Below are 24,865 nucleotides of genomic sequence, written 5' to 3'. Positions count from 1 at the left end.
CGGCGGCGATCGCGGCGGCCGGTCAGGTGCCCAGCGCCTGCGCGATGAAGTGCTTCGGCACCTTGGGCTTGGGCACGCGCACGCTGAACCAGCGCCGCACGTCCTGCTCCAGCCCGAGGCCGTGCATGAAGTTGTAGAGCGCCTTCTTCAGCGCGTCGCCCATCGCGTCGTGGTCGGTGCCGGTGGGATCGACGAAGCCGACGTCGTTCTTCGCGAACGGGGAGGGCGGCAGCGGCAGCAGCCGCACGCCGAATGCGGCCGGGTCCTGGCCCACCGGCGAATGCACGGTGCAGGCGAAGCGGTGGAAGAAGCCGCTCTGGATACAGCCGTTCTCGAAGAGCTGGCGCACGTACTCGAGCGCATCGACGGTGTCCTGCACCGTCTGCGTCGGGAAGCCGTACATCAGGTAGGCGTGCACGAGGATGCCGGACTCGGTGAAGGCGCGCGTCACCCGCGCCACCTGCTCGACCGACACGCCCTTCTGCATCAGCTGCAGCAGCCGGTCCGAGGCCACCTCCAGCCCGCCGCTGATCGCGATGCAGCCGCTGTCGGCGAGCAGCTGGCAGAGCTCGGGGGTGAAGGTCTTCTCGAAGCGCACGTTGCCCCACCAGCTGATGGACACCTGGCGCGCGATGAGCTCCTGCGCCAGCGCCTTGAGCACCTTGGGCGGCGCGGCCTCGTCGACGAAGTGGAAGCCGGTCTGGCCGGTCTCCGCCACGATCGCCTCGATGCGGTCCACCAGCGTCTTGGCCGAGGCCGCCTCGTAGCGGGAGATGTAGTCCAGCGTGATGTCGCAGAAGCTGCACTTCTTCCAGTAGCAGCCATGCGCGATGGTCAGCTTGTTCCAGCGGCCGTCGCTCCACAGCCGGTTCATCGGGTTGAGCATGTCCAGCAGCGACAGGTAGTCGTGCAGCGGCAGGCCGTCCCAGGTCGGCGTGCCCACGTCCTCGAAGGGCACGTCGGGCTCGACGAAGTTGATGTAGCGGACCTGGCCCGCCAGCTCGCCGACGTCCTCGCGGACGAAGCAGCGCACCAGGCGCTGCTGGCCGCGCCGGCCGGCGATGTGCTCGAGCAGCGCCAGCAGCGGGCGCTCGCCGGCGTCCAGCGTCACGAAGTCGACGTAGTCGAAGAGCCGCGGCTCGGCGAGCTCGCGCAGCTCGGTGTTGACGAAGCCGCCGCCGAGCAGGATCTTGATGCCCGGCCGCTCGCGCCGGATCGTCTGCCCGATGCGCAGCGCCGCGTAGACCGCGCCGGGGAAGGGCACCGAGAGCAGCACCACGTCGGGCCGCTCGGCATCGATGGCGGCCAGCGTCAGCTCGCGCAGCAGCTCGTCGACGAGGTTGGGCGGCGCGTCCAGCGCCTCGCGCAGCGGGTCGAAGGTCGGCTGGCTGGTCGCCAGCTGCTCGGCGTAGCGGACGAACTCGAAGCGCGGATCGACCGATTCGCGCAGCACGTCGGCCAGGTCGTTCAGGTAGAGCGTGGCCAGGTGCCGCGCGCGGTCCTGCAGGCCCAGCGCGCCAAAGGCCCAGGCGAGCGGATCCTCGCCCTCCTCGGACACGTAGACGTCCAGGGTCTGGAAGCGGCTGCCCTCAGGCAGGAAGGTGCGCGTGTTGATGCGGTGCGCCAGCGTCGGATCGCGGCCCTGCAGGAAGGCGATCACCGGCGCGATCGTGGCCAGGTAGCGGTCGAAGTCCTCGTCGAAGTGGCGCGAGGCGATGCCGCGGTCGGGCAGCGGGATCGCCTGCACCGCGGCGCGCACGCGCCGCAGGCCGTCGCGGGAGAAGAGCTTGAGCACCAGCGCCAGCGCCAGGTCGCGCTGCGCCGCCGGAATGCCGCGCGAGCGCAGGAAGCCCGTCAGGTACGCGGTGGACGGGTAGGGCGTGTTGAGCTGCGTCATCGGCGGGATGAGCGACAGCACGCGGAGGGCGGGCGCGGCGGCGGACATGGACAGCACTGTAGAAGCAAAAAAACAAACCCGGCATGGGCCGGGTTTGTTCGGGATCGCCGGAGGGCTCCGGCGATCGGCGCATGCCAGAAGTGGATTACTTCTTGGCGGCCTTCTTGGCGGGCTTGGCGGCCGGCTTGGCGGCAGCCTTGCGAGCGGCGGCCTTCGGGTCCACGGCGGCCTTGAAGCCGGCGCCCGGGGTGAACTTGGGCAGCTTGGCGGCGGCGATCTTGATCTTGTCGCCGGTGCTGGGGTTCACGCCGGTGCGCGCGGCGCGGGCGTGTTGCTTGAAGGAGCCGAAGCCGGGGATGGAGACGGCGCCGCCCTTCTTCACCGTGGTGACCACGGCGTCCAGCAGCGTTTCCAGGATGCGGCCGGCTTCGGCCTTGGTCAGTTCGTGCTTGGAAGCCAGGTGTTCGATCAGTTCGGTCTTGTTCATTCGTTGACTCTGCAAGTTAAGGCCCGGCAGGAGCCGGACGGCGCGTATTGTGCGCGAGAAATCCGGCCCGCATCCCCGGGTTGCCCCGCAAATCACCGATGAAATCGCACATCCGGGGTCACGTCTTGCGCGATGGTCCTGTCCATCGGCCTTCCCGGCGCCAGGGCTGGCCCGGGAATTTGTCACAGCACGCTTCAGGACACGAGCAGCCGGTGCACCAGATCGGGCGTGCTGGCCGCGCCGTACTTCTTCATCAGCCGCGCGCGGTAGACGTCGACGGTGCGCGGGCTCACGCCCAGCCGCTTGCCGATCAGCTTGCTGGTCAGGCCCTCGATCAGCAGCGCGGCGATCTCGCGCTCGCGCGCGGTCAGGTCGGCCTTGAGCTGGCGCGTGGCCGACAGGTCCTCGAAGCTCCAGATGCCGCTGGCATGGGGCCGCGCCGGGTCGAGCGCGCGGCCCGACACATGGCACCAGAACAGCTCGCCCGCGCGCGGGCCGCCGACGCGCTTCATCACGCGCTCGTCGGCGTAGTAGCCGGAGGCATCGAGGCTGGCGACGATGCGCTCGCCGGTGCGCTCAAACTCGACCGGGCTCGGATACAGCAGCGCGAAGCTGTGCTCGATCAGCTGCTCGCGCTGCGCGCCGAAGATCTCCAGCACCAGGCGGTTGCAGTCCTTGATCAGGCGGTTCTCGGACAGGACCAGCCCGATCGGGGCCTGGTCGAAGGCGGTGCGGTAGTCGAGGCTCATGGGGGCGGTCGATCCGCGCGTCACAGCAGCGCGTAGGTCGTGGTGGACTGCACCGCGAGCCGGCCCTGCTCGTCGAGCAGGTCGATCTGCCCGAACGCCAGGTTCCTGCCGCGGCGCAGCAGGCGGGCCTCGATCGTGCAGCGCGCGCCCGAGACCGGGCGGATGAAGGTCGATTGCAGCTGCACCGTGGTCATCGGGCGGAACTCGCCGAGCTCGCGCATCATCAGCAGCACCATGGCCGTGTCGGCCGCGGCCATCGAGGCCTGGCCGCACATCACGCCGCCCACATGCACCAGATCGGGCGCCACCGGCATCGTCAGGCGCAGCAGACCGTCCTCCGCATGGACCGGCTCCAGGCCGAGCGCGACGATCCAGGGGGCGAAGATCTTGGGGATCTGCGCACGCAGTTCGTCCAGGGGCAGGGTCATCGGGCTTCCTTCGAGGGGCGGTGGCGGGGATGATGCTTAATCAATTCTACGTAGCGATACCTAATGTCTTACGTAGCAGAATCGTCGGCTGGTTCTGAACCCCGTGGATCGCACGGCAAGCAGGAGACATCGGATGAACAAGCTTTTCCCCAGTGCCGATGCGGCATTGGACGGCATCGTGAAGGACGGCCAGTTGCTGGCGGTCGGCGGCTTCGGCCTGTGCGGCATTCCCGAGGCGCTGATCGCCGCGCTGCGCGACAGCGGCGTCAAGGGCTTGACCGTCATCAGCAACAACGCGGGCGTGGACGGCTTCGGCCTGGGCCAGCTGCTGCAGACGCGGCAGATCAGCAAGATGATCTCCAGCTACGTCGGCGAGAACAAGGAATTCGAGCGCCAGTACCTCGCGGGAGAGCTGCAGCTGGAGTTCACGCCGCAGGGCACGCTGGCCGAGAAGCTGCGCGCCGGCGGCGCCGGCATCCCGGCCTTCTTCACCCGCACCGGCGTGGGCACGATGGTCGCGGAGGGCAAGGAGATCCGCGAATTCGACGGCCATCAGTACGTGATGGAGCGGGCGCTCAATCCGGATGTGGCGCTGGTCAAGGCGCACATCGCCGACAAGAGCGGCAACCTGGTGTTCCGCCGCACCGCGCGCAACTTCAATCCGGCCTGCGCGATGGCGGGCAAGGTCACGGTGGTGGAGGTGGAGCAGATCGTCGAGGTCGGCGAGCTCGATCCCGACAGCATTCACCTGCCCGGGATCTATGTGCACCGCATCGTGCACAACCCGAATCCCGAGAAGCGCATCGAGAAGCGCACCACCCGACCCGCCGCCTGAGGAGACCGACATGCCCTGGACCCAAGACCAGATGGCGGCACGCGCCGCGCAGGAGCTGGAAGACGGCTTCTATGTGAATCTCGGCATCGGCATTCCGACGCTGGTCGCGAATTTCGTGCCGGCCGACAAGGAAGTGTGGCTGCAGAGCGAGAACGGCATGCTCGGCATCGGCCCGTTCCCGACCGACGACGAGGTCGACGCCGACCTGATCAACGCCGGCAAGCAGACGGTGACGACGATTCCCGGCTCGTCGATCTTCGGCAGCCACGACAGCTTCGCGATGATCCGCGGCGGCAAGATCAACCTGAGCATCCTGGGCGCGATGCAGGTCAGCGAGCACGGCGACCTGGCCAACTGGATGATCCCCGGCAAGATGGTGAAGGGGATGGGCGGCGCGATGGACCTGGTGGCGGGCGTGCCGCGCGTGATCGTGCTGATGGAGCACGTGGCCCGCAAGAAGGACGGCACCGAGGACCTGAAGATCATCCCGAAGTGCACGCTGCCGCTGACCGGCGTGGGCGTGGTGAACCGCATCATCACGGACCTGGCGGTCATGGACGTCACGCCCCAGGGCCTGAAGCTGGTGGAGCTGGCGCCCGAGGTCACGCGGGACTTCGTGCAGAGCAAGACCGGCGTGACCCTGCTGTAAGTCGCCGTCCGCGCGCGGCTGCTCGCGCGCTCACTTCGCTCTTTCTCCTGAGCTCCCTCTCTTGAGCTCCCCCTCTTGAGCTCCCTCTCCCGCTTGCGGGAGAGGGCAGGGGTGAGGGTGAGCAACCTCCCGCAGGGCTTGATTCCTGCAACGACCGCCAGCCCTCACCCCCGCCCTCTCCCGCAAGCGGGAGAGGGAGTGAGGTCGAGCGCTTCGAGCTCGCTCACCGCCAGCTCGGCCAGCACGCGTTCGCCGTTGGTGGCGGTGCTCGCGGTGGCCTGCGCGATGAAGGCCGGCCCGGCGGTGTAGCCGGTGGTGTTGATCTCGTAGGTGTAGTAGCCGGAGACCTTCCAGCTCGCCGGCTCGTTGAGCAGCCGCGCGATCTCCGCTTCCAGCCGCGCGGCCTGGGCGTCGACGGACGCGTCGCTCTCCGGATTTCCACTCGCAGCGGCACCGCCCTCCAGGGCCAGGCCTTGCTCGCCGCGCGACACCGCCGCGCATCGCCGGATCATCTCGATCTCATCGCGCTGGAGGTTGATCGTCTCCACCACCTCGGGTCGCAGCTTGAGGCTTTCCCCGAACGACTGATTGCCGCGCACCGCGGCCTGGTTCACTTCCGAGACGAAATCCTGCAGCCGCTGCTTGCTCTGCGGCGTCTTCGCGATGTCGTTGGCGCGCGCGCCGAGGTACTCGTTGAAGGAAGCGGGATCCACGAACTCGACCAGCCGCCGGATGTAGCCCGGATGCAGGTCGCCGTGTTCATCGACCATGCGCAGCGTCACGCTCGCGCCCTTCGGAACGAGCGCGGCCGAGACGCCGACCAGCGGCACGCTGGGCAGGCTGACCGATTCCGGCTGGCCCGGATGCCGGGCGAAGTGGCCCGGGCTGGCCGAGGCCGACACCAGCGCCGCATTGACATTGAGCGCCGACGACTGCGCCCGCGAGCGCTCCACGCCGCGGAGCCATCCGTTGGCGTCGATGCGTTCGTTCTTGCCGGCCAGCAGGTGATCGCGGCTGGCGCTCAGCGACGGACCGAAGTTCCATCCCGCCAGTGACAGGCGTGCCATCGCGTTCGCGACCTTGGACACCGTGTGGCTGCCGCGCCGCTGATCGCGCCAGTTCACCGAGATGTCCCGCTCGCGGAAGAAGTGCTCGCTGAAGTCCTGCCAGAGCTGCTCCGGCGCGGCGCCGCGCGCACCCTCGGCGCGCTCGCTCTGCGCGAAGAGGAAGGCCAGCACCTCGTTGGCCTTGCCGCGCCACGAGTCGGTCGGCTTGTTGGCCTCGTCGCGCTCGACGCGGGTGCGGATGATCACGCCGCTCGGCCCGCTCGTGTCGTGCGAGTAGCCGTAGCCGACACCGCCGCCCAGCGAGGCGTGGAAGGTCGATTCGCCGGCGCCCAGCGCGATGCCGCCGAACACGCCCAGGCTCAGGCCCTTCGAGGACCGCTGGTCGATGCCCATGAAGACCTCGCCGCCGTAGGACGAGGAGCCGATCTCGAGGAACGCGTGCCGGCCGCGCAGCGCCTTGAAGCCCGGTCCCACCGAGAGGCCGATCATGGCCTTGAAGTCCTGCATGTTCAGCGACTGGTTGGCGTTCAGGCCGTAGGTCGCGCCATCGAAGTAGCGGACGTTGTTGCCCAGCGGCGTGGTGTCGATGACTTCGGCCAGCGCCGCCTGGATGTCGCCGCGAGCGGGGCCCGCCGGGCGGATGGGGCGGCCGGCGTCGAGGTCCCGCAACCGGGCCAGGAGCGCTTCGGCGCTGGCGCCGGGCGCGTCGCCGGTTCCGGGAGCCCCGACCTGCGGCGCCTCCTGGAGCCAGCGGGCGAGCGTCTTCAGGTCCAGCCGCTTCAGCTCGGCCAGGGCCGGAGGGTGCTTCACGCTGGCGGGATCGAGGCCCAGCCTCGGGGCGAGCACGGCCGCGGCGGTCGCGATCGTGGCGCGGTCCTGGCTCGAGGGCTTCCATTCGACCGCCGCTCCCGCTTGCCCGGCGACATGGCGCCAGCGCGCCAGGCACTGCTGGCGCAGCAGCAGTTCCGCGCGCCGCGCGTTCGGCAGCACGCGCCAGCTCGACAGGGCGCCGAGACGGGCCGAAGCGGCACCGAGCGCCTCGCCGAGCGTCTGTTGAAGCCGCTGGGCCTCGGTGGACGCCAGCCCCAGGTTGGTCCCGCCCGCGGCGAAGGCGGTGGCGTTCAGCGGCGACTTCTTCATGCCCACCAGGCGGCGGGGATCGAAGGCCGCGCGCGGCTGGGTCGCCCGGCGCTCGGCGCGGCGGATCCAGGTGGTGAACTTGGCCATGCGCGCTTGCGTGCGGGCCAGCGGCGTGCCGGGACCGCGGTCGCGGTAGCCGCTGCGCCAGGAGACGTAGGCCGACACCTGGGCGGGGTCGTCGATCTGGGCCGCCGTGGCCATCGGATCGGCGTACAGCTTGGCCGCGCACAGCAACGCGTCGGTGGCGTGCGTCCGCCGCGTCGGGTCCCCGGCGGCAGCGGTGCCGGCCGACTCGATGTGCGCGGCGGCCTGCAGGAAGGTCCGCAGGCTCTCGCGCTTCATCTCGCCGGCTTCGCCGCGGGCGCGCAGGCTCGCGTCCGCGCTCAGGCGGATCAGTCCCTCGAGTCCGCTGCGGGTGGCGCCCAGCAGCAGCGCCGCGCGCCAGGCGTGGTGATGGACGCCGCCGGGTGCGCCTTCCGCGCCGGGCGTGCCATCCACGCCAGCCGCGTCTGCGGTGGCCGCCTCGGCCCCTTGGACGTGCGCTGGAACGAGCCCGCGCACGAGCGACGGCACCATCGGCATCCGGCGCAGGTGCTCGAGCGCCGCGAGCGCCGCGTCCGCATCACCGCGCGTGGCGGTGGACAGGGCGCGCGCGACCTGGAGCGATGGACCGAATGGCCCGGCGGCGGTGAGCGTCGCGGGCGTCTGGGCGCCGGGCAGCAAGGTGTCGATCAGTCGTTGGAGCGCTGGCGACTCCGCCGCCTCCTGGGAGCCACGCGTGAACAGCGCGGCCGTGGCCGACGCGAAATCCGCGGCGCTGGCGACCACCGGCACGGCCGCCTGCGGCGCGTCCGGCGTCGGCCCTGGCGTGCCGACGATCGAGCCTGGCGCACCTGTCCCATCCGTCGCATCCGTCGCCGCCCCAGCGCCCGCTGCGCCGAGAGCGCCGGCAGCGCCCGTGCTGGCCTGGGCCGCGGGATTCAGCCGGTCCACGAGCGCGGCCGAGCGCTCCTGGATCCATTGCGCGGTCGCCGGGCGGAACTCGGTGCCGGTGGGGAGCTCGACCGCGGGGCCGGGCGTCGCCGGCATCCGCAGCGGCGCGATCGAGGTGCGGAGATAGAAGGGCCCCGCGGCGACGCTCGACGGACCGGGTCGGAGCTTGCGCTTGAGCTGGTCCAGGAGGCCGTCTTCCGAGGGATGCGTGGGGGAGCGAGCGGGTGGCGTGACCGGCGCGGCGGGCGAGGGCGCGTGGTCGGCGCCGACGGTCGGCGCGAGCGGTCCCCCGGCGGTACGGGAAATTGTCATGGCGTCGCCAGCCTGAGCGCGACCCCGCCCAGCCCCGCGCGCGGACGCGAAGCGGGAGCGGCGCCGGCGAAGCGTCCGCCATTCCTCACCGACTTGTTTCCACGCCGTATCCGAGTCCGACAAACTCCGCGCGTGCAGAAATCACGCGGCAACAACCTGTTGCCGCGCCTTTCACCTGTTGTACGAATGACGGTGTATTGAGCGCGCCGCCTCGCCACCATCCCGCATCCGCTGCTTCGGGCTGATGCCGAGATGACTGCCGCCGCTCATACCCCCTTCGCTCCGACCGACGACGACCGCGTCGTCGATGCGACGTCGACCTCCGGGACCTCGGCCGCGCTCGCGGCGGCGGCCGCGGCGGCCCTGCTGGCCGCCTGCGGCGGCGGTGGCGGCGAGACCGCCGACGGCGGCGGCCCCGACAGCGACCCGCAGAACAGCGTCCCGCCCACCGATGCGCAGGCCGCGCGTTTCCTCGGCCAGGCCGGCTTCGCGGCCAGCGCCACCGACATCGCCGCGGTCAAGTCCTCCGGCTACGCCCGCTGGCTGGACCAGCAGTTCGCCGCGCCTCGCACGCAGGGGCATTACGACTGGCTGGTCGCCAAGGGCTACAACGCCGAGTCCTTCCGCAACAGCCTCTCCGGCGTCGACGCCACGCTGTGGCGCAAGCTGATCGGCTCGCCCGACCAGCTGCGCCAGCGGGTGGTGCTGGCGCTGTCGGAGATCTTCGTCGTGTCGATGACCGGCCTGCCGGTGAGCTGGGCCAACATGGCCACCGCCGGCTACGTCGACATGCTGGAGCAGCGCTGCTTCGGCAGCTTCCGCGCGCTGATCGAGGGCGTGACCCTGTCCCCCGCGATGGGCGTGTTCCTGGCGATGCGCGGCAACCGCAAGGAAGATCCCCGCACCGGCCGCCAGCCCGACGAGAACTACGCCCGCGAGGTGATGCAGCTGTTCACCATCGGCCTGAACCAGCTCAATCCCGACGGCACGCCCAAGACCAGCAACGGCAAGACCATCGACACCTACACGCTGCCGCAGATCACCGAGCTGGCACGGGTGTTCACCGGTTGGGACTTCGACACCACCGACGCCAACGGCGCTGATCCGAGCTACATGACCCGGCCGATGAAGCACACGGCCAGCCGCTTCTCCACCGGCGCCAAGAAGGTGCTGGACGTCACCATCCCCGAGACCGCCGACGGACCCGCCGCGATGAAGCAGGCGCTGGACACGCTGGTCGCGCATCCCAACGTCGGGCCGTTCATCGGCCGGCAGCTGATCCAGCGCCTGGTGGCGTCCAACCCCAGCCCCGCCTACGTGCAGCGCATCGCCGCGGTCTTCGACAACAACGGCAAGGGCGAGCGCGGCGACCTGCGCGCGGTGATCCGCGCGATCCTGCTCGACAGCGAGGCCCGCCAGCCCTCGACCGCGCCCGGCGGCGGCAAGCTGCGCGAGCCCATCCTGCGCCTGATCCAGTGGGCCCGCAGCGTCAACCTGACGTCGCCCGGCGACCTCTGGGCGATCGGCGACACCAGCAACCCGGCCACGCGCCTGGGACAGAGCCCGCTGCGCAGCGGCTCGGTCTTCAACTTCTTCCGGCCGGGCTACGTGCCGCCGAATTCCCAGCTCGGCACCAACAACGTCACCGCGCCGGAGTTCCAGCTCTGCAACGAGAGCACCGTGGCGGGCTACCTGAACTTCATGCAAAGCCTGATCGGCAACGGCATCGGCGACATGAAGCCCGACTACACGGCGGACCTCGCGCTGGCCGCCGACCCGGCGGCGATGGTGCAGCGCCAGGCCCTGGTGATGGCGGGCGGCGACCTGTCGGCCACGACCATCACCACCATCGCCACCGCCGTCGCCACGATCAAGGCGGACACCGACGCCGGCAAGCTCAACCGCGTCAAGGCCTCCTGGCTGATGGTGCTGGCGGCGCCCGAATACCAAGTGCAGAAGTGAGCGGAGCGACAGCCATGCCCCACATCTCGAAACTGGCGTCGCTGCGTCGCCGCGAATTCCTCCAGCGCGCCTCGGCGCTGTCCGTCGCGGGCACCGCCGCGCCCTGGGCGCTGCAGCTGGCCGCGATCAACGAGGCCGCCGCCGCCGTCGCGCCCGGCGACTACAAGGCCATCGTCTGCCTGTTCATGTATGGCGGCAACGACCACGGCAACACCGTGGTGCCCTACGACGCCGCGAGCCACCAGGCCTACGCCACCATCCGCCAGGCGCTGACGACGCCGCGCGACCAGCTCGCCGCCACCGCGCTGACGCCGGCCACGGCGCTGCCGGACGGCCGTCAGATGGCGTTGGCGCCGACGATGACCCGGCTCAAGCCGGTCTTCGACGCCGGGCGCCTGGCTGTGATGCTCAACATCGGTCCGCTGATGCAGCCGACCACGCTGGCCCAGTACAAGGCCGGCAACGTGCCGCTGCCGCCCAAGCTGTTCTCGCACAACGACCAGTCCAGCCTCTGGCAATCGTCCCGGCCCGAGGGCGCGACCTCCGGCTGGGGCGGCCGGGTGGCCGACCAGTTCCTGGGCAGCAACGGCAACGCGACCTTCACCTGCATCAACGTCTCCGGCAACGCGGTGTTCATGTCGGGCGGGCAGGCGGTGCAGTACCAGATGAGCAGCGGCGGCGCCGTCGCCATCAATGGCGCGACGCGGTCGCTGTTCGGGTCCGCGGCCTGCTCGGAAGCGCTGCGCGCCCTGGTCACCGCCGAGCGCCAGCACTGGATGGAGCAGGAGCTCAACCGCGTCACCGCGCGCTCGATCAGCGCGCAGGGCACGATCTCGACGGCGCTGGCCAACTCGACGCTGCAGACACCCTTCGACACCGGCGGCCTGGCGGCCCAGCTGCAGACGGTGGCCCGGCTGATCGGTGCCCGCTCGGCGCTGGGCGCGCAGCGGCAGGTCTACTTCGTGTCGATCGGCGGCTTCGACCTGCACGACAACCTGATGGCCCAGCATCCCGGCCTGCTGGGCACCGTCGCCAACGCGATGGCCAGCTTCGACGCGGCACTGGGCGAGCTGGGCGTCGCGCAGAACGTCACGACCTTCACCGCCTCGGACTTCGGCCGCACGCTGAGTTCCAACGGCGACGGTTCCGACCACGGCTGGGGCAGCCACCACCTCGTGATGGGCGGCGCGGTCAAGGGCGGCCGCTTCTACGGCCAGCTGCCCTCGGTGAGCGTGAACGGGCCGGACGACGTCGGCCAGGGCCGCCTGCTGCCGACGACCTCGGTGGACCAGCTGGCCGCGACGCTGGCGATGTGGATGGGCGTGCCGGCGACCGACCTGCCGGGCATCCTTCCGGGGATCGTGAACTTCAACCAGAAAGACCTCGGTCTCTTCGCGGCCTGATTCGGGCGTCGATCGCCGGAACTGGCGGGTTTGTCGCGGCCAATTACAGCGCCGGGCCGCGAGCCGCGAGGACCTGAAGGCCTCGCGCAGGGACAGCGCCGGCGCGGCCGGGAGGCGGGCCGTGAGAAGCCGCACGAAGCGGCCCCTGATCGACCCCGCGATCGCCCCTTGATCGCCGGCAGGGCCGATGGTGACGGGGATCGCGGCCGGCCGTCGAGGTCGAAAACCACGGTAACCCGAGACGTTGCCGAGCCTTTCCGCTGTTGCGGTTTGGCGGCTGATTCGGGCGGGCGGACTCTCTAGAGTGCCGGGCGTCAGCAGTACCGACGCCCCACCGCCATGTTCCGATTTCCCTGGTCTTCCGCAGCCGCCACGGCTGCCGCCGCTGCCCTGAGCGCCTGCGGCGGCGGGGGTGGTGGTGGCGACACGCCGGCCACGCCCAACGGCGCCGCTCCCGCGCCCGACGGCACCCCCGGCCCGGCGCCCAGCCCCGCACCTGCGCCAGCACCGGCGCCAGCGCCCGCACCGGTCGACAGCGCGGCGCCAAGCCCCGCGCCTACACCGGCGCCCGCGCCGCAGCCGGCTCCGGCGCCCGCGGCCGCCACCCTGCTGCCCTTGCCCGGCGACGCGCAGGCCGCGCGTTTCCTGGCGCAGGCCGGCTTCGGCGCGAGCGAGGCGGACATCGCCACGCTCAAGTCGATCGGCTACGCGTCCTGGCTGGATCTGCAGTTCCTGGCGCCGCGCACCGAGTCTCACTGGGACTGGCTGACCCGCAACGGCTTCGCCACCGAGGCCAACAAGTACGCCTACTTCGACGGCCTGCCGGGCAGCGTCTGGCGCAAGTTCATCACCTCGCCGGACCAGCTGCGCCAGCGCATGGTGCTGGCGCTGTCGGAGATCTTCGTCGTCTCGGCGGTGGGCAACACGCTGCCGTGGCGCACGATGATGATGGGCGCCTACGCGGACGTGCTGGAGGAACAGGCCTTCGGCACCTTCCGCGGACTGCTGGAGGCGGTGACGCTGTCGCCGGCGATGGGCGCCTTCCTGGCCATGCGCGGCAGCAAGAAGGAGGACGGCAAGGGCCGTCAGCCCGACGAGAACTTCGCCCGCGAGGTGATGCAGCTCTTCACCATCGGCCTGGTGCAGCTGAACCTGGACGGCTCGGTGCAGATGGCCGGCGGTCGTCCGGTCGAGACCTACGACCTGACCACGGTGACGCAGCTGGCGCGCGCCTTCACCGGCTGGGACCTCGACACGAACGCGCCCGCCGGCGCCGATCCCGGCTTCATGCGACGGCCGATGGTGCACAAGGCGGCCAATTTCTCGGAGGGCGCGAAGACGGTGCTCGGCACCACCATCTCCGCCGGCGCCGACGGCCCCGCGGCGCTGCGCCAGGCGCTGGACATCCTCGCCAACCATCCCAACGTCGGTCCGTTCTTCGGCCGGCAGCTGATCCAGCGCTTCGTCTGCTCGCACCCCAGCGCCGCCTACGTGCAGCGCGTCGCCCAGGCCTTCAACGACAACGGTCGCGGCGAGCGCGGCGACCTGAAGGCGGTGCTGCGCGCGGTGCTGCTCGACCCGGAGGCGCGCCTGATCGAGCCCGGCGCCAGCAACTCCGGCAAGCTGCGCGAGCCGGTGCTGCGCTTCGTGCAGGTGGCGCGCGCGGTCGGGCTGAGCTCGGCCGGCCTGTGGACCATCCCGGAGACCAGCGATCCGGAGACGCGGCTCGGCCAGAGCCCCTTCTTCAGTCCGTCGGTCTTCAACTTCTACCGGCCGGGCTACGTGCCGCCGAATTCCCCGATGACGGCCGCCGGCACCACCGCGCCGGAGTTCCAGCTGCTCAACGAGGTGACGGTCACCGGCTACCTGAACTTCATGCAGACGCTGCTGACGACCGGGCAGGGCGATGCCAAGCCGGACCTCTCGACCGACATGGCGCTCTCGACCGACCCGCGCGCGATGGTGGCGCGCCAGGCGCTGCTGCTGGGCGGCGGCGCCATCTCCGACGCGACGCAGCAGCGCATCGCGGCGGCGGCGGCCACGATCGCCGCCAGCACCGATGACGGCAGGACCAACCGCGCTCGCGCCGGCTGGATGCTGCTGCTCGCCTGCCCCGAATACCAGATCCAGAAATGACCGCGTCGCGCTGTCCGCGCGACCTACACCGGAGACCTCCCGTGGCCCATGTGTCCAAGCTGTCCGCGCTGCATCGGCGCGAATTCCTCAAGCGCGCTTCGGTCGTGTCCGTGGCCGGAGCGGCCGCGCCCTGGGCGCTGCAGCTCGCCGCGATCGGCGATGCGGCGGCCGCCACCGGCGGCGGCGACTACAAGGCGCTGGTGTGCGTGTTCCTGCACGGCGGCAACGACCACGGCAACACGGTGATCCCCTACGACACCGTCAACCACCAGGCCTACGCGGCGATCCGGCCGACGCTGGCGATCGGCCGCGACGCGCTGGCCGCGACCGCGCTGGCGCCCACCGTGGCGCTGCCGGACGGTCGGCAGATGGCGCTGGCGCCGGGGCTGTCGGCGATCAAGCCGGTCTTCGACGGCGGCCGGCTGGCGGTGATGCTGAACATCGGCACGCTGATGGCGCCGATGACGCTGGCGCAGTACCGCTCGGGCGCGGTGCCGGCGCCGCCCAAGCTGTTCTCGCACAACGACCAGGCCAGCCTCTGGCAGTCGTCCAGCGTCGAGGGTGCGCGCACCGGCTGGGGCGGGCGCATGGCCGACCTGATGCTCTCGGCCAATGGCCGTGCCGGGCTGACCTGCATCAATGTCTCGGGCAACGCGGTGTTCCAGGCCGGCGAGCAGGCCTTCCAGTACCTGACCGGGCCGGGCGGCAAGAAGCCGATCAACGGCATCGGCAGCCAGATGTTCGGGTCCAGCTCCTGCGCGACGCTGCTGCGGGCGCTGATCACCGAGCAGCGGAGCCATCCCATGGAGGTCGAGCTCAACCGCGTGACGGCGCGCTCGATCGAGCTGCAGTCGACGCTGAGCACCGCGCTGGCGGGCGGCGCCACGATCACGACGGCCTTCGCGAGCGACTCGCTGGCGCGCCAGCTCAAGACGGTGGCGAGCCTGATCGCGGCGCGCGCCTCGCTGGGGATGACGCGGCAGGTCTATTTCGTCTCGATGGGCGGCTTCGACCTGCACGACGGCCTCACCTCGCGGCACCCTCAGTTGATGCAGCAGCTCGGCGGCGCGCTGGGCAGCTTCGATGCGGCGCTGCGCGAGCTGGGCATGGCGGACCAGGTCACCACCTTCACCGCTTCCGATTTCGGCCGCACGCTGAGCAGCAACGGCGACGGCACCGACCACGGCTGGGGCGCGCACCACTTCGTGATGGGCGGCGCGGTGCGGGGCGGGCGCTTCTACGGCACGGCGCCGTCGGTGAGCGTCAACGGTCCCGACGACGTCGGCCAGGGGCGGCTGCTGCCGACGACCTCGGTGGACCAACTCGCCGCGACGCTGGCGCTGTGGATGGGCGTGCCGGCCAGCGAGCTGCGGACGGTGCTGCCCAACATCGGCAACTTCGCGGCCGCCGACCTGGGCTTCCTGGGCTGACGTGCACCAGCGTGGATCACCGATGACGACGGGTCGCGCGGCCGGCAGGCCTCCCGGTATATCGGCGCCGGACCCGACATCGCCGGCCCCCCAGCCCTAGGGGGCCGCGCGCGCGAAGTTCCGCTACGCAATGTCGGGCGGTTCTCCTAACATCCCCGAAGGCCCTCCATTTCATCGCGGCGAAGACCGTGCAGGTTCGGGGGCCGCGTTCCACACGCGCCTGAACAGGGAGGCTGAGATGGATGGCATGGTGTTGGGGAGGGGCCCCGAGACGGGCCGGCTCATGTCCTATCGCGGTCCGGAGCGCCGGCGGGGATCGCCGGACCGGTGGTGGCGCCACGCGCTGGAGGAGATCGACCTGGGGGTCTGCCTCGTCGGCGGCGACGGGCAACTGCTGTATGCCAACAGCACCGCCAGGCGGCAGCTCGACGAGACCTCGCCGCTGCAGGTCGTCGACGGCCAGCTGGTGGCTCCCCAGCGCAACGACCAGCTCCGGCTCGAGGGCGCGCTGGCCGACGTGCAGCGCGGCCTGCGCCACCTGATCTGCCTGGGGCGGGGTGCCGGGCGACTGTCGCTGTCGGTGCTGCCGCTGCAGGACGGCCTGGGGCGCACCGCGCAGGCGCTGCTGGTGCTGGGCAAGCGCAACCTGTGCGGCGAGCTGCCGATGCTGGCCTTCGCGCGCGAGCATCAGCTGACCGCGGCCGAGCAGCAGGTGCTGCAGGCGCTGTGCGCCGGCCTGCAGCCGCAGGAGATCGCGCTGCGCCACGGCGTGGCGATCTCGACGGTGCGCACGCAGATCGCGAGCGTGCGCGCGAAGACGGCCACCGAGAGCATCCGCGACCTGGTCGCGATGGTGGCGCAGCTGCCGCCGATGCAGGGCGTGCTGCGCGTGGTCGAGCTGCGTTGATCAGCCGCGCCGCGGCGCCAGCGTCTTGCTGAAGAGGGCGGTGCCGGCCAGGTCCTTCAGCGTGACCGTCATCGCGCGGGTCTTCGCGTCGATGTCGACCTGTCCGAAGAACTGGGTGTCGACCGCCGGCGCGGCGTTGGCCACGCCCGGGCCCTTCTGGTAGACCACCTGCATGCCGAAGGTGCCATCGGCCTTGTTGGGGCCGAAGCCGCCGGCGTGCAGCGGACCGGAGACGAATTCCCAGAACGGCAGGAAGTCGGTGTGCTTCGCCTGGGCCGGGTCGAAGAAGTGCGCGGCCGTGTAATGCACGTCGGCCGTGAGCCAGACGATGTTGTGCAGGCGGTGGCGCTTGATCTCGCTGAGCAGGCGCGCGATCTCGAGCTCACGGCCGCGAGGCGCGCCGTCGTCGCCGTTGGCGATGGCCTCCCACTTGTCGCGGCCCTCGGCGTCCTTGCCGTCGTTCACGTGCAGGCCGATCGGCATGTCGGCCGCGATCACCTTCCACACCGCCTTCGAGCGCTTGAGCCCGTCCAGCAGCCAGCCGATCTGCGGGCGGCCCAGGAAGGCGCTGGCGGCGCTCTCCTCGGTCTGCAGGTTGGCGCTGTTGGGGCCGCGATAGCTGCGCATGTCGACGACGAAGACGTCCAGCAGCGGCCCCTGCGGCAGGTGGCGGTAGATGCGCTCGCTCTCGGCGTCGCCGAAGCGGCGCATCGGCGCGTATTCCTGGAAGGCCTTCGTGCCGCGGGCCACCAGCAGCGGGACATTCTTTTCGGTGTAGCGGGCGTCGCCGGAGAGGTCCTTGCTGTCTGAGTAGTTGTTGGTGACCTCGTGGTCGTCCCACTGCCAGATCTGCGGGACCTGCGCCGACAGGCGGCGGACATTGGCGTCCATCAGGTTGTAGCGGTAGCGGCCGCGGTACTCGTCCAGCGTCTCGGCGACCTTGCTGGTCTGCTCGGTGACGAGGTTGCGCCAGAGCGAGCCGTCGGGCAGCGTGATCTCGGCGGGGATGGGGCTGTCGGCGTAGATGGTGTCGCCGCTGTGCAGGAAGAAGTCGGGATTGATGCGGCGGATCTGCTCGTAGATCTTCATCCCGCCCCAGGCCTCGTTGATGCCCCAGCCTTGACCGCAGGTGTCGCCGCTCCAGGCGAAGCGCAGGTCGCGCACCGACCGGCTGCCGAAGGCGTCGGGCAGGCGCAGGTGGCCGGGCATCGGCTCGGACAGGACGCGCTCGTTGCGCAGGTCCTGCAGGATGACGCGGTAGAAGATCTCCTGGCCGGCGGGCAGGCCGCGCAGGTCGACGCGGCCGGTGAAGTCGGAGTCCTCGAGCAGATGCGGACCGCGCACCCGCTGCGTGTTGGCGAAGCTGGCGGTGGTGGACCACTCGAGCCAGAGCCGGGCGGGGCGGTCGGCGCGGGTCCAGATGATGGCGCCATCGGCGATCGGATCGCCGGACTGGATGCCATGGGGCATCTGCGGCCGCATCGCATCGCGGGTGATGAGGGCCGGCGCCTGCGGCGTGCCCTGCGCGCGCAGGCCGTGGGGCGCCAGCAGCGTGCCGCCTCCGAGCAAGGTGCTGGCGTGGAGGAAGCGGCGGCGGTCCATGCGGGTCTCCCGGCGAAGTGGCAAAGCCCGCGATGCTGCCGGCGGGGTATGACGCGGCGGTGAACAGGCTTGAACGAAGCTGACGGCGCGCTCATTCGCAACGCGGCCCATCCCCCATTTGCTCCCTCTTGAGGGCGAGGCGAAATCCAATGTTGCGTGATGTCAAAGCGCCCCTATGCGCATCAGATTAGTGTCGATAAAGCTAATCAAACCGTATAGCATGCATGAATCGCATCAACTGGACCGAGAAGGCGATGCGGCAGATGCTGAAGCTGCCTCGCGAGGCGGTGAAGGCGATCGCCGGAGCCGTGGTCATCGAATTGGCGGACCTCCGGGCCGCGCGCAACGTGAAGCGACTGATGAACCATCCCTACGCTTATCGACTGCGAGTCGGGGACTATCGCGTGTTCTTCGACTTCGCCGTCGAGGTCAGGATTGTCTCGATCGAGGAAGTGAAGAAGCGCGATGAACAAACCTATTGATTTCCAGACCATCGTGGGCGCGGACGGCCTGCCCGCATTCGTCGTGCTTCCGTATGACGAATTCGTGCGGCATTTCGAGGCCGTGGGCGACTTGATCCCCGACGCCGTGGCGCAGTTGGTGTTCAACGAGCAGATGACCGGCGCCAAGGCTTGGCGCACGCACCTCGGGCTGACGCAGCAAGCGGTGGCGGATCGGCTCGGGATCACGCAGGGCGCCTACGCGCAACTGGAGGCCAGCCCTCGACCGCGGCGCTCGTCGCGCGAGCGCATCGCGAAGGCCCTGGGCATCCGGCCCGGCCAGTTGAACTTCTGATCCCGCGCCGGCGGCGCGGGTGGTGCTCACTGCCCGGCCGGCGGCTCCCAGAGCTCGACTTGGTTGCCTTCGGGGTCGATGACCCAGCCGAACTTGCCGTATTCGGAGTCGTCGGTCTTGTCGAGCACCTCGCAGCCCTCGGCGCGCAGCGCCTGCAGCAGGGCGGCCAGGTCGGCGACGCGGTAGTTGATCATGAAGGACTTGCCGTGCGGGCCGAAGCCGGCCGGGTCCGCCGCGCCGATCGACCAGATCGTCGTGCCGCCGGTGGGCTGGCCCGCCTCGTCCGTCCACTGGAACGCCGCGCCGCCCCAGGGCAGCACGTCCACGCCGAGGTGCGTGCGGTACCAGTCGCGCAAGGCCGCCGGGTCCTTGGCGTTGAAGAAGATGCCGCCGATGCCTGTCACACGCTTCATGGGGAGACTCCCGTCAGGTTGACCGATCGCAAGGACATCGGCGCGTCGGCTCACCGACGATGCACCGCGCCGCGCTTGAGCGTCAGCAGACACAGCAGCGCGATCAGGGTGAACAGCGCGCCGCTCCAGATTTCATAAGGTAGACCGAGCAGCGTGTACGCGGAGGCCTCGCTGCAGTTGGCCGTGACCATGAAGACACTCGGAAGCCTGGTTTCCAAGTCCAGCGCCGTCAGCACGCGATCGGCGAAGGTCATGTCGCAGGTGGCCAGCTTGGAGGCCACTTCATGCTGGTAGCCCGCGGCGAACAGACCCGCCACGCCGAGCGCCGCGGTCAGCAGCAGCGCCACCACGCGCGCGGCGCCCACGCGCTGCAGCAGCCAGCCCAGCGCGCTCACCGCGGCGATCAGCAGGAAGATGCCGCGCTGCATCACGCACCAGGGGCAGGGCTTGACCCCGAACTGGTACTGCGCCACCAGCGCCGCCGCCACGCCGGCGAGCGACACCAGCGCGCTGAAGGCCAGCACGCGCGAGGCGGTCAGCGCGCGCATCAGTCCGCGATCTCGGCGATCAGCTCGATCTCGACGCAGGCGCCGAGCGGGATCTGCGCCACGCCGAAGGCGCTGCGCGCATGCGCGCCCTTCTCGGGGCCGAAGACCTCGCCGATCAGCTCGGAGGCGCCGTTGGTCACCAGGTGCTGCTCGGTGAAGTCGCCGGTGCTGTTGACCAGGCTCATCAGCTTGACGACCCGCTTGACCTTGTTCAGGTCGCCGACCGCCGCGTGCAGCGTGCCGAGCAGGTCGATCGCGATCGCGCGTGCCGCCTGCTGGCCGGTGGCCGTGTCGGTGTCCTTGCCGAGCTGGCCCACCCACGGTTTGCCGTCCTTCTTCGCGATATGACCCGACAGGAACACCAGGTTGCCGGTCCGGACGAAGGGCACGTAGGCCGCGGCGGGCACCGCCACCGGCGGCAGCTCGATGCCGAGTTGGGTCAGGCGGTCATAGACGGAAGTGCTCATGAGGATGTGCGCGGAAGTGAAAAAAAGCGCCGCGAATCCTACACCCCGGCATGGCGCTGGACGCTGGTGCCCGCAGCAGCCCTGGTCGGCATGGGGCTGGTCCATCGCCTGCCGGTCCTGCCCGGACCGCAGGCATGGGGCGCCTGGCTCGCGTGCGTCGTCGCGCTGGTGTTGACGATGGTGCTGCCGGTCGCCCTGGTGCGGGATCGATCGGCGGCGGCCGACGGCGACGTGGACCGGCCCTGGCCGCGATGGGCACGATGGGCGCCATGGCTGGGGAGGCCTGCATGGCAAGGAGGGACGTCACCACCACGACCGCGACCGCGACCGCGATGGTCGAGCCATTGGCTCGCGTGGGCGCTGCTCGCGGCGCTGGCTGGTGCGGGCCTGACCGCCCACCGCGCCGCGTCGCGCCTGGCCGAGGTGCTGCCGGCGGCGCGCGAGGGCCAAGTCATGATGATCGCCGGCCGCGTCGCCAGCCTGCCGCAGCGCACCACCGGCCTGGGCGGCACCGAGGGCTGGCGCTTCGTGCTCGCCGCCGATGCCGCCTCGATCGTCGCCGGGGCACCGCCGCGGTTGCTGCTGTCCTGCTACCAGATGCCCGCGACGCCGCGCGCTGGGGAGCGCTGGCAACTGGCGCTCAAGCTGCGCCGCCCGCATGGGCTGCTGAATCCGCAGGGTTTCGACCAGGCGCTGTGGATGCTCGAACAGGACCTGCCCGCCGCCGCGAGCTGTCGTGGCCAGGGGCAGCAGCGCCTGTCCTCCTCGGCGCCGGGCGTGGATGCGCTGCGGCAGTCGCTGCGCGATGCGATCGACCGCGAGCTCGGCCAGGCGCGCGACCGGCGCGGCGCCGGCGTGCTGGCAGCCCTGAGCCTGGGCGACCAGGGCGCCGTCAGCGCGGCCGACTGGGCGCTTTATCGCGATACCGGCGTCGCGCACCTGCTCAGCGTCAGCGGCCTGCACGTGACCCTGTTCGCGTGGCTCGCCGGCGCCGCCGGAGGCTGGGCGTGGCGGCGCAGCGCGCGCCTGTGCCTGTGGCTGCCCGCGCCGCGCGCGGCGATGTGGCTGGGCGTCGCCGCGGCGGGCGGCTATGCGCTGTTCGCCGGCTGGGGCGTGCCGGCCCAGCGCACCTTCGGCCTGCTGGCGATCCTCGCGCTGCTGCGGCAGGCGGGCGTGCGCTGGCCCTGGCCGATGAGCCTGGGCGCCGCCGCCGCGGTCGTCTGCGTCGCGGATCCCTGGGCGCTGACGCAGCCTGGTTTCTGGCTGTCGTTCTGCGCGGTCGCGCTGCTGATGGCGGCCGACTCGCGCGCGACGCCCGGCTGGCGCGGCGCGCTGCGTGCGGCCTGGCGCACGCAATGGGTGGTGACGCTCGGCCTGGCGCCGTTGACGCTGCTGCTGTTCCAGCAGCTGTCGCTCGTCGGCCTGGTCGCGAACGCGGTCGCCATCCCGCTGGTGTCCTACGTCATCACGCCGCTGGCGCTGCTCGGCGCGGCCTGTCCGCCGCTGTGGACGCTCGGCACCTGGCTGGTCGCCGCGCTGAACCTGCTGCTCGAGGCCCTGCGCGCCTGGCCGCTCGCCGTCTGGCACCTGCCCTGGGCGCCCGCTTGGGCGCAGGCGCTGGGCCTGGTCGGCGGCGTCCTGCTGGCGATGCCCTGGCCGTGGCGGCTGCGGCTGGGCGGGTTCGCGCTGTGCGTGCCGCTGCTGTGGCCGGTCGTCGACCGACCGCCGCCGGGGGCGGTCGAGCTTTGGTTGCCCGACGTCGGGCAGGGCGGCGCCGCGATCCTGCGCACCCACGGCCACACGATGGTCTTCGACGCCGGACCGCGCTGGGGCCCCGACAGCGACGCGGCGCAGCGCGTGCTGCTGCCGCTGCTGCGCGGATTGGGCGAGCGGCGCCTGGACTTGCTGATGGTCAGTCACGCGGACCAGGACCACGCCGGCGGCACCGGCAGCCTGCTGCGGGGCCTGCCGGTCGAGCGGCGGCTCGGGGCGGCGCCGGGAGCGGAGGGGTGCCGCCGGGGGCAGCGCTGGGCGTGGGACGGCGTGCGCTTCGAGGTGCTGTGGCCGCTCGAGGCGCCGGCGCTGCGGGAGAACGCGGCGGGCGCGAAGCGCAACGGGGCTTCGTGCGTGCTGCGCGTCGACGCGGCGGGGCGTCGCCTGCTGCTCACCGGCGACATCGAATCGCCACAGGAGGCGCAGCTGCTGCGCCTGGCCGGCGAGGCCAGGGCAGAGGTGGAGCCGGAGACCGAGACGGAGACGGAGACGAATGACTTGCGCGTGGAGGTGCTGGTCGTGCCGCACCATGGCAGCCGGACCTCGTCGGCGACCGCCTTTGTGCAGGCGACGGCGCCGCGCGTGGCGGCCCTGCAGTCCGGCCATCTGAACCGCTTCGGTCATCCCCGGCCCGAGGTGGTGGCGCGTTACTTGGCCACCGGCGCGACGGTGCTCAATACCGTCGACTGTGGCGCCTGGCAATGGCGCAGCGACCGTTGGACGCTGCCGTTGGCCGATTGCGAGCGGACCCGGCGTCGCCGCTACTGGTTGACGGCGCCAGCGGTGCCCGCGGCACCGGCCGCCGCGCTGGCCGCGTCATCGGCGTCATCAGCGTCCGCGGAAGTCGGAGAAGGGGAGGGGCCCGAGCCGGCCGTCGAAGCAAGTTCGCCTTGACTTCAGCCGCCGTCGTTCATCGCTCACGAGGGTGCGTGCGCGACGTCGTGAAGCCGCGCTGGCGGCTGACGCGGACACCTGCGGCGCTCAGGCCGTGAAGACCAGCGCGATCTGCTCGGGGATGCGGGCCGCGCTGGCTTTGCGGGCCGGCGCCGGTTCGGTCGCCTTCAGGTGGTCGACGAGGAAGCGCGCCGTCTCCGGCGAGCGGCTCATCTCCGCCGCGACCACCGCCTCCAGCTCGGACGGCCTCACCTCCATCGCCGCGCACAGCTTGAGCAGGCGCGCCTCGAGCTCGAGGTAATGCCGCTCGATGCCGAGCTTGCGCGGGAACAGGCCGATGACCTGGCCCACGCGCAGCAGGTGGGCGTCCAGCAGCGCGACCTCCTCCGACGCCGACCAGCCCCGCACGATGGTCGATGCCGTCTTCGGCCCGACGCCGGGCAGGGCCATCAGCCAGTTGCGCACCTCCTGGCCCGCCTCGAAGTCCGGCGCCGAGAGCAGCGCCGGCATCACCGCCGCCAGGTGCCTGGCCTTCTGGGCCGCGAAGCGGAAGCCGAGCGCGCGGCCCTGCACGTCCAGGGGCTCGCTGAGCCAGGCGGTCAAGGTCGCCTCGCAGACGCCGGGCTGCACGAAGGCGCCGCGCTCGCGCACCCGCGCGAAGGCCGCCTGGCCCACGGCCGCCGGGATGCCGGGGCCGCCCAGCAAGGCGGCACCGACCTCCTCGGCCAGCGAGCGGCCCGAGGCGCGGGGCGCCGGGCCGTCGAGGCGGTGCCGCAGCGCCTGCTGCGTCCAGTAGGCGGGGGTCGGGAACTCCTCGACGGCGCCCCAGCGCACGCCGGTGAGGAGGAGGTGATCGGGATCGGGAAGTGCTCGGTGAAGGGAGCCGTGGCGGGAAACGATGGCGACGATCTGGGTCATGGGACTGCAAGGACGCCGCCTCTCTGGGCGGCTGGATAGGTGGTGTCCAACCATTGGCGGAACGCGGCGCGCTCGACCGGATCCATGGCATGGACACGCTCTTGGAGGCGTTCGAGACGCCGCTTGTTGGTCTGGCGCTCGCGGAAGTTCGTCCCGCGGTGCCGGCTGTCGTGAAGGATCTCGGGCGGCTCGAAGTTGAACCACAGCGTTTCGGTGCGCACGTCGGTGTGGGTCTTCGCCCGGAACTCGGTCGTGCGCCACCCTCGCAGGAGGGCGTCGTACACCGGATGGGCGTAGCCCGACACGATCACCCGGCACGGCAGCGTCGCCAGCAGCGCCAGCAGCGCCTCGTGGTCCGCGGCGCCGTATTCGTGCCGGTAGATGCGTGACTGGCGCCGCGTCTCGGGGTGATAGGGCGGGTCCACGTAGACGAGCTCGTCGCCCTCGAACGCGTGCCGCGCGAGGAAGTCCTCCGCGCGGCCGTGGACGAGTTCGACGCCGGGCAGGGCCATGGCGCGCCAGTGCGCGATGACCCGGTCGTCGGCGTCGATGGCGATCGAGCGCGCCGCCGGCAGCTTGTGGCGCAGGACCGCGCCGCCGCCGACATGCGTCTCGATGTACACCCGGTGCGGAGGCATCAGGTTGATGACGTGCTGGTACGTCTTGCCCTTGCCGCCTGGATACTTCATGCGGCGGATCATCGTCAGAAGTGACGATGATGTCAAGGCGCCGGCGGGCTCAGAGCGCCGTCAGCCAGTCGCAGCGCAGGCGGCCCGAGCGGTGCAGCCGGCGCCGGCCGCCGGTGTAGGCCATCGGCAGCATCCAGGCCACCAGGCACAACGGCAGTGCGATCCATGCCTGGATCAATAACGCGCCCGGAACGCCCATGAAGCCCAGCATCCAGATCGTCAGCACGACGTTCCACACCGCCAGTTCGACCGGGTGACGCGCGCTGTGCATCACCATCCAGCGCTTCACCTGGCTGAGCTGCTTGAGGGTCATGGCGGGCTCCTGGACGGCCGGAGAGAGGGTGCGCGGCGGCGTCCGGAGGGCCATCGGA

The 24,865-nt window shown here is 71.0% G+C and carries 22 protein-coding genes; 10 read left to right on the top strand and 12 right to left on the bottom strand.

The annotated features are described in order from the left end of the window. Window positions 1–22 precede the first annotated feature (22 nt). The 4 genes from FHT38_RS14490 to FHT38_RS14475 form a co-directional block, all read right to left on the bottom strand. Window positions 23–1,945 carry a radical SAM protein gene (locus tag FHT38_RS14490; RefSeq protein ID WP_183492189.1) on the bottom strand — a complete coding sequence of 641 codons (1,923 nt, stop codon included), beginning with the start codon at window positions 1,943–1,945 and terminating at the stop codon, window positions 23–25. A gap of 97 nt (window positions 1,946–2,042) precedes the next feature. After that, on the bottom strand, window positions 2,043–2,384 hold the full coding sequence (locus FHT38_RS14485; RefSeq protein ID WP_091732368.1) for an HU family DNA-binding protein: 342 nt from the start codon (window positions 2,382–2,384) through the stop codon (window positions 2,043–2,045). A 194-nt stretch (window positions 2,385–2,578) separates the two neighbouring features. Continuing rightward, window positions 2,579–3,133, bottom strand: a complete 555-nt coding sequence (locus FHT38_RS14480; protein ID WP_091732371.1) for a LuxR C-terminal-related transcriptional regulator — start codon at window positions 3,131–3,133, stop codon at window positions 2,579–2,581. Between the two features lie 20 nt (window positions 3,134–3,153). Next, complete coding sequence (locus FHT38_RS14475; protein ID WP_255488690.1) at window positions 3,154–3,561, bottom strand: PaaI family thioesterase; 408 nt, start codon at window positions 3,559–3,561, stop codon at window positions 3,154–3,156. 133 nt (window positions 3,562–3,694) lie between these two features. Here FHT38_RS14475 and FHT38_RS14470 point away from each other — a divergent pair, with 133 nt between their 5' ends. Both FHT38_RS14470 and FHT38_RS14465 read left to right on the top strand, forming a co-directional pair. Beyond that, window positions 3,695–4,396: a CoA transferase subunit A gene (locus FHT38_RS14470; RefSeq protein ID WP_147240843.1), complete on the top strand. Its 702-nt coding sequence runs from the start codon at window positions 3,695–3,697 to the stop codon at window positions 4,394–4,396. A gap of 10 nt (window positions 4,397–4,406) precedes the next feature. After that, complete coding sequence (locus FHT38_RS14465) at window positions 4,407–5,045, top strand: 3-oxoacid CoA-transferase subunit B (protein ID WP_147240842.1); 639 nt, start codon at window positions 4,407–4,409, stop codon at window positions 5,043–5,045. A gap of 164 nt (window positions 5,046–5,209) precedes the next feature. Here FHT38_RS14465 and FHT38_RS14460 read toward each other — a convergent pair whose 3' ends face one another. After that, entirely contained in the window at window positions 5,210–8,557 is a 3,348-nt protein-coding gene (locus tag FHT38_RS14460; RefSeq protein WP_183492188.1) for a hypothetical protein, read from the bottom strand. 252 nt (window positions 8,558–8,809) lie between these two features. On the opposite strand from FHT38_RS14460, the gene FHT38_RS14455 reads away from it, so the two are divergent. The 5 genes from FHT38_RS14455 to FHT38_RS14435 all read left to right on the top strand — a co-directional run bounded on the left by FHT38_RS14455 (window position 8,810) and on the right by FHT38_RS14435 (window position 16,395). Continuing rightward, entirely contained in the window at window positions 8,810–10,519 is a 1,710-nt protein-coding gene (locus tag FHT38_RS14455) for a DUF1800 family protein (protein ID WP_091732387.1), read from the top strand. Window positions 10,520–10,533: 14 nt separating this feature from the next. Further along, window positions 10,534–11,922, top strand: a complete 1,389-nt coding sequence (locus tag FHT38_RS14450; RefSeq protein WP_183492187.1) for a DUF1501 domain-containing protein — start codon at window positions 10,534–10,536, stop codon at window positions 11,920–11,922. Between the two features lie 339 nt (window positions 11,923–12,261). Then, window positions 12,262–14,058: a DUF1800 family protein gene (locus FHT38_RS14445; RefSeq protein WP_183492186.1), complete on the top strand. Its 1,797-nt coding sequence runs from the start codon at window positions 12,262–12,264 to the stop codon at window positions 14,056–14,058. Between the two features lie 41 nt (window positions 14,059–14,099). Continuing rightward, a complete protein-coding gene (locus FHT38_RS14440) occupies window positions 14,100–15,488 on the top strand; it encodes a DUF1501 domain-containing protein (protein ID WP_254783549.1) in 1,389 nt (462 codons plus the stop codon). Window positions 15,489–15,771: 283 nt separating this feature from the next. After that, complete coding sequence (locus FHT38_RS14435) at window positions 15,772–16,395, top strand: helix-turn-helix transcriptional regulator (protein WP_183492185.1); 624 nt, start codon at window positions 15,772–15,774, stop codon at window positions 16,393–16,395. On the opposite strand, the gene FHT38_RS14430 is transcribed toward FHT38_RS14435, so the two are convergent. Then, window positions 16,396–17,997: an alkaline phosphatase gene (locus FHT38_RS14430; RefSeq protein WP_183492184.1), complete on the bottom strand. Its 1,602-nt coding sequence runs from the start codon at window positions 17,995–17,997 to the stop codon at window positions 16,396–16,398. It lies immediately after the preceding gene. Window positions 17,998–18,221: 224 nt separating this feature from the next. Here FHT38_RS14430 and FHT38_RS14425 point away from each other — a divergent pair, with 224 nt between their 5' ends. Together FHT38_RS14425 and FHT38_RS14420 are read left to right on the top strand one after the other, a co-directional pair. Continuing rightward, the gene (locus FHT38_RS14425) at window positions 18,222–18,479 is read left to right on the top strand and encodes a type II toxin-antitoxin system RelE/ParE family toxin (RefSeq protein ID WP_091732409.1); all 258 of its coding nucleotides are present in this window, start codon (window positions 18,222–18,224) and stop codon (window positions 18,477–18,479) included. Beyond that, the gene (locus FHT38_RS14420; RefSeq protein WP_147239805.1) at window positions 18,463–18,792 is read left to right on the top strand and encodes a helix-turn-helix domain-containing protein; all 330 of its coding nucleotides are present in this window, start codon (window positions 18,463–18,465) and stop codon (window positions 18,790–18,792) included. Before FHT38_RS14425 ends, FHT38_RS14420 begins: the two co-directional genes overlap by 17 nt. Window positions 18,793–18,818: 26 nt before the next feature. Here FHT38_RS14420 and FHT38_RS14415 read toward each other — a convergent pair whose 3' ends face one another. Genes FHT38_RS14415 through FHT38_RS14405 form a run of 3 tightly spaced genes read right to left on the bottom strand, consistent with a single transcriptional unit; the run spans window position 18,819 to window position 20,220 of the window. Continuing rightward, the gene (locus FHT38_RS14415) at window positions 18,819–19,205 is read right to left on the bottom strand and encodes a VOC family protein (protein WP_183492183.1); all 387 of its coding nucleotides are present in this window, start codon (window positions 19,203–19,205) and stop codon (window positions 18,819–18,821) included. 50 nt (window positions 19,206–19,255) lie between these two features. After that, window positions 19,256–19,753: a disulfide bond formation protein B gene (locus FHT38_RS14410; protein ID WP_091732419.1), complete on the bottom strand. Its 498-nt coding sequence runs from the start codon at window positions 19,751–19,753 to the stop codon at window positions 19,256–19,258. Then, window positions 19,753–20,220, bottom strand: a complete 468-nt coding sequence (locus FHT38_RS14405) for a RidA family protein (protein ID WP_099862122.1) — start codon at window positions 20,218–20,220, stop codon at window positions 19,753–19,755. Before FHT38_RS14405 ends, FHT38_RS14410 begins: the two co-directional genes overlap by 1 nt. A gap of 66 nt (window positions 20,221–20,286) precedes the next feature. On the opposite strand from FHT38_RS14405, the gene FHT38_RS14400 reads away from it, so the two are divergent. Beyond that, complete coding sequence (locus tag FHT38_RS14400; RefSeq protein ID WP_310737380.1) at window positions 20,287–22,887, top strand: DNA internalization-related competence protein ComEC/Rec2; 2,601 nt, start codon at window positions 20,287–20,289, stop codon at window positions 22,885–22,887. A gap of 87 nt (window positions 22,888–22,974) precedes the next feature. Here the strand turns inward: FHT38_RS14400 and FHT38_RS14395 are convergent, their stop codons facing one another. Genes FHT38_RS14395 through FHT38_RS14385 form a run of 3 tightly spaced genes read right to left on the bottom strand, consistent with a single transcriptional unit; the run spans window position 22,975 to window position 24,807 of the window. Next, window positions 22,975–23,805, bottom strand: coding sequence for an 8-oxoguanine DNA glycosylase (locus FHT38_RS14395; protein WP_183492182.1), 831 nt, complete (start codon window positions 23,803–23,805; stop codon window positions 22,975–22,977). After that, window positions 23,802–24,494, bottom strand: coding sequence for a DNA adenine methylase (locus FHT38_RS14390; RefSeq protein WP_183492181.1), 693 nt, complete (start codon window positions 24,492–24,494; stop codon window positions 23,802–23,804). The genes FHT38_RS14395 and FHT38_RS14390 overlap by 4 nt, the downstream gene beginning before the upstream one ends. Window positions 24,495–24,543: 49 nt before the next feature. After that, on the bottom strand, window positions 24,544–24,807 hold the full coding sequence (locus tag FHT38_RS14385) for a hypothetical protein (RefSeq protein ID WP_091732438.1): 264 nt from the start codon (window positions 24,805–24,807) through the stop codon (window positions 24,544–24,546). Window positions 24,808–24,865 lie beyond the last annotated feature (58 nt).

Source organism: Mitsuaria sp. BK041 (genome assembly GCF_014193085.1).
Classification (GTDB): Bacteria; Pseudomonadota; Gammaproteobacteria; order Burkholderiales; family Burkholderiaceae_C; genus Roseateles.
Note: the sequence above shows the minus strand (reverse complement) of the source record. Positions and strands in the feature narration are given on the sequence as shown.

Coding starts and splice junctions, on each gene's coding strand:
- FHT38_RS14395 (WP_183492182.1), bottom strand. CDS start 23,805: ATGACCCAGATCGTCGCCATCGTTTCCCGCCACGGCTCCCTTCACCGA.
- FHT38_RS14480 (WP_091732371.1), bottom strand. CDS start 3,133: ATGAGCCTCGACTACCGCACCGCCTTCGACCAGGCCCCGATCGGGCTG.
- FHT38_RS14455 (WP_091732387.1), top strand. CDS start 8,810: ATGACTGCCGCCGCTCATACCCCCTTCGCTCCGACCGACGACGACCGC.
- FHT38_RS14465 (WP_147240842.1), top strand. CDS start 4,407: ATGCCCTGGACCCAAGACCAGATGGCGGCACGCGCCGCGCAGGAGCTG.
- FHT38_RS14415 (WP_183492183.1), bottom strand. CDS start 19,205: ATGAAGCGTGTGACAGGCATCGGCGGCATCTTCTTCAACGCCAAGGAC.
- FHT38_RS14430 (WP_183492184.1), bottom strand. CDS start 17,997: ATGGACCGCCGCCGCTTCCTCCACGCCAGCACCTTGCTCGGAGGCGGC.
- FHT38_RS14385 (WP_091732438.1), bottom strand. CDS start 24,807: ATGACCCTCAAGCAGCTCAGCCAGGTGAAGCGCTGGATGGTGATGCAC.
- FHT38_RS14425 (WP_091732409.1), top strand. CDS start 18,222: ATGAATCGCATCAACTGGACCGAGAAGGCGATGCGGCAGATGCTGAAG.
- FHT38_RS14490 (WP_183492189.1), bottom strand. CDS start 1,945: ATGTCCGCCGCCGCGCCCGCCCTCCGCGTGCTGTCGCTCATCCCGCCG.
- FHT38_RS14410 (WP_091732419.1), bottom strand. CDS start 19,753: ATGCGCGCGCTGACCGCCTCGCGCGTGCTGGCCTTCAGCGCGCTGGTG.
- FHT38_RS14485 (WP_091732368.1), bottom strand. CDS start 2,384: ATGAACAAGACCGAACTGATCGAACACCTGGCTTCCAAGCACGAACTG.
- FHT38_RS14420 (WP_147239805.1), top strand. CDS start 18,463: ATGAACAAACCTATTGATTTCCAGACCATCGTGGGCGCGGACGGCCTG.
- FHT38_RS14390 (WP_183492181.1), bottom strand. CDS start 24,494: ATGAAGTATCCAGGCGGCAAGGGCAAGACGTACCAGCACGTCATCAAC.
- FHT38_RS14450 (WP_183492187.1), top strand. CDS start 10,534: ATGCCCCACATCTCGAAACTGGCGTCGCTGCGTCGCCGCGAATTCCTC.
- FHT38_RS14435 (WP_183492185.1), top strand. CDS start 15,772: ATGTCCTATCGCGGTCCGGAGCGCCGGCGGGGATCGCCGGACCGGTGG.
- FHT38_RS14475 (WP_255488690.1), bottom strand. CDS start 3,561: ATGACCCTGCCCCTGGACGAACTGCGTGCGCAGATCCCCAAGATCTTC.
- FHT38_RS14460 (WP_183492188.1), bottom strand. CDS start 8,557: ATGACAATTTCCCGTACCGCCGGGGGACCGCTCGCGCCGACCGTCGGC.
- FHT38_RS14445 (WP_183492186.1), top strand. CDS start 12,262: ATGTTCCGATTTCCCTGGTCTTCCGCAGCCGCCACGGCTGCCGCCGCT.
- FHT38_RS14470 (WP_147240843.1), top strand. CDS start 3,695: ATGAACAAGCTTTTCCCCAGTGCCGATGCGGCATTGGACGGCATCGTG.
- FHT38_RS14405 (WP_099862122.1), bottom strand. CDS start 20,220: ATGAGCACTTCCGTCTATGACCGCCTGACCCAACTCGGCATCGAGCTG.